Origin of the sequence: Terriglobus sp. YAF25, from assembly GCF_052113305.1 — a bacterium.
Lineage (GTDB): Bacteria > Acidobacteriota > Terriglobia > Terriglobales > Acidobacteriaceae > Terriglobus.
Map to the genome: position 1 here is coordinate 1 of NZ_JBFRCY010000522.1, position 3,378 is coordinate 3,378.

Sequence of the window (3,378 nt, forward strand, 5' to 3'; positions counted from 1 at the left end):
ACGGATAACAGCCACTACAACCTCCCTGAGAACTTCTTTTTGTGACACATGCCTTGTGCAACCGTCGGATACACGTATGCGTACACGGCGGCGGCAGTTCCGTGAGAAAGAACTTTGAGCGGCGACGAGATACGGCTGTACATCGACTTATGTCGATGTGCCGACACGACGCCCCTTGGCGTTTTCGCCTTAACTGTCAGTTGCTCTACAAAAGGACCGATACTGCTTACAACTATCTCTGCGAATCTGCTCTGTGCTGCAAAGAACAAACTTGGGCTTACGAGACTGCTGTGACGGTTCCGCATTGTTCGGCGCGGAACGAAACCATGTGCATAGACTCCGGCAGCGTCCTGCGAGTCGTTCGGGCCCGAGGATGCTAACCGTAGGTTGGTGAGATTGGTTTGAGTCTGCCAGCACCCCTGCCGCGTGTCAACGAATTTTTATATTTGTCTCGTCATCTATTCGCATTCACTTGAAGATTTCTTCCACTTCCCGCAAGATTTGAAGACACCCGGCCCCCGCGATCCACGTGTCCAACAAGGAGATATGTCATGTCGTCCCCGCTTTCTCGCCGTTCGTTCCTCTGTAGCATGGGTGCTGCCGCCGCCAGCATCCCAGTCCTCACCGAATCCCACTTTGCCTGGGCAGCACAACAGACTGGCGCAGCGCCCGCCAAACAACCGTCGCAGATGCAGATGATGAAGCAGATGATGGCTTCCATGCCGAAGGACGCCGTGCTCATCAATGCCAATGAAAATCCGCTCGGCCCCTGCGAAGCAGCTCGCACCGCCATCGCCGAGGTTGCCGCCAAGGGCGGACGCTACGACTTCCTGGAGATGTTTTCGCTCATGGAGGTCTTCGGAAAACAGAACGGCGTCGAACCGGACAACGTTGCCGTTTACGCCGGATCGAGCGAACCGCTCCATTATTCCGTCCTGAAGTACACCGGCCCGGACAAACCGCTGGTTACCGCCAACCCCACCTACGAGGCTGCGCAGCGCGYCGCGGCGATCGCCGGCGCCAAGACCATCACCAAAGAGCTCACCTCCACTTATGCTCACGATGTAAAAGCTCTTGCCGCCGCAGCGCCGAACGCCGGTGTGATCTATCTCTGCAACCCGAACAACCCGACCGGCACCATCACTTCGCGCGAAGACATCCTATGGCTGCTGGACAACAAGCCGAAGGAGACCATGCTTCTGGTCGACGAGGCTTACATCCATCTCTCCGATGCAAAGAGCGTTGTTGATCAGGTCAACACGCGCAAGGACATCATCATCCTGCGCACCTTCTCGAAGGTCTATGGCATGGCCGGCATCCGCGCGGGCCTCGCAGTTGCGCATCCGGATGTTCTCAAGAAGCTGACCGAGTGCGGTGAAAATGCCATGGCCGTCACCTCTTCGATCGCGGCGCGCGTTTCCCTGGAAGACAAGGAACTGGTGCCGGCACGCAAGAAGTACATCGGCGAGGCTCGTACCGAAACGCTGAAGTTCCTTACCGAATGCGGATACAAGATCATTCCGGGTTCGCAGTCTAACTGCTTCATGATCGACACGGGACGTAACGGCCGTCAGGTGATGGCGGCGATGGCGCAGAAGAAGGTCATCATCGGCCGCACCTGGCCCATCTGGCCCAACGTCGTGCGCGTCTCCGTCGGCACCAAGGAAGACATGGCGAAGTTCCGTACCGCCTTCAAGGAAGTGATGGACACTCCCGTCAAGGCAGAGCTGGAACAGATGCAGCGCATCGCTGTTCCAGTGCACTTCTCCTGATCGCATTGAATCAGCCGCACAACGGCTCCGGGCACACCGGAGCCGTTTTTCATCTTTCACTCATCCCGCACAAGGAGTTCGTTTTGCTTTCTGCCCGCCGTATCGCAGCCGCCACCCTTTTACTTTCCATGGCAGCCCTTGCTCAGAAGAAGGTGACCGATGCCGAGGTGAACAAGATCACCCGTGAAGCCATCCTGATCGACACGCATAACGACATCACCTCTGAGACGGTGGAGGGGTACGACATCGCCACACCCAACAAAAAAGGCCAGACCGACCTTGCCCGCATGAAAGGCGTGCTTGGCGGCGAGTTCTTTGCCGTCTATGTGGGAGCGAATTATGTCGAAGGAAATCACGCGGCGAACCGGGCGCTGCAGATGATCGATACCGTGCGCCACGACGTTGTGGAGGGCCATCCGAAGGAGTTCGTTCTTGCGACCACTGCTGCCGACGTCTACGAGGCGAAGAGGCAGGGCAAGATCGCTGCGTTGATGGGCATCGAAGGCGGACACGCCATCGAGGATTCTCCTCGCCTGCTGCGCGACTTCTACACACTAGGCGTCCGCTACATGACGCTTACGCACTTCAATACCAACAACTGGGCAGACTCGCAGGGCGATATCGACAATCCCAAGGTCGAACACCATAACGGCCTCACGCCGCTGGGCAAGGAGATCGTCAAGGAGATGAACCGCCTGGGCATGATGGTCGACATCTCCCACACCGCAGACAAAACCTTCTGGGATGCCCTGGAGACCTCGACCGCACCCATCATTGCATCGCACTCCGGCTGCCGCGCCATTACCGGATACACCCGCAACATGACCGACGAGATGATCAAGGCGCTGGCGGCCAAGGGCGGCGTCGTCAATATCAACTTTGGCTGCGAGTTCCTGTCGCAGAGCTACTTTGAAGGCTCGCGCGAGTTGAATGCGAAGATCCGTCCGCAATTCGAGGCGGCCCAGAAGATCACCGATCCCAAGGACCGGGAAGCCGCGATCGACAAACTTCGCGAACAGTTCGCTGGCGCACTTCCGCCTGCCACCATCGACGACGTGGTCGCGCATATCGATCACGTCCGCAAGGTTGCCGGCATTGACGCCATCGGCATTGGAACTGATTTCGACGGCGTGGCCTGCGTCCCGAAAGATCTGGATTCCTATGCCAAGTTCCCTAACCTGACGCGCAAACTGCTGGAGAAGGGTTACACGGCGGAAGACATCAAAAAGATCTACGGAGCCAACATGCTGCGCGTGATGAAGGCCGTGGAAGATCGGGCCAAGGCGATTCAGGCAGGAAAGTAAAGGTCAGGTAATCGACCTCACACAGGCGGGCCGCGCAATGGCCCGCCTGAAATCTTTAACAACGCGTAACGGGACTTCAGTGTCAGTTAAGGCGGGGCGATGAAACTCAGTGTGCCGGCCAAACCCCGAGCCCATCCTGGAGTCTTCGTTATGCGCCTGTTCCCACTTGCAGGAACCATTCTTCTGTCTCTCGCCTCCGTCTCTTACGCGCAGGCCTATCACATCGCGGACCACTGGCAGGTTGGCGGCCAGGGCGGTTGGGACTATATGCTCAGCGACGACGCCGCACATCGTCTCTACAT

2 protein-coding genes are annotated in these 3,378 nt (G+C 57.8%); both read left to right on the forward strand.

Annotation, left to right across the window (positions count from 1 at the left end):
• Positions 1 to 551: 551 nt before the first annotated feature.
• Positions 552 to 1,772, forward strand: a complete 1,221-nt coding sequence (locus AB4043_RS19315) for a pyridoxal phosphate-dependent aminotransferase (RefSeq protein WP_442307811.1) — start codon at positions 552 to 554, stop codon at positions 1,770 to 1,772.
• Between the two features lie 83 nt (positions 1,773 to 1,855).
• Positions 1,856 to 3,076: a dipeptidase gene (locus AB4043_RS19320; protein ID WP_442300149.1), complete on the forward strand. Its 1,221-nt coding sequence runs from the start codon at positions 1,856 to 1,858 to the stop codon at positions 3,074 to 3,076.
• The last annotated feature ends 302 nt before the right edge of the window (positions 3,077 to 3,378 follow it).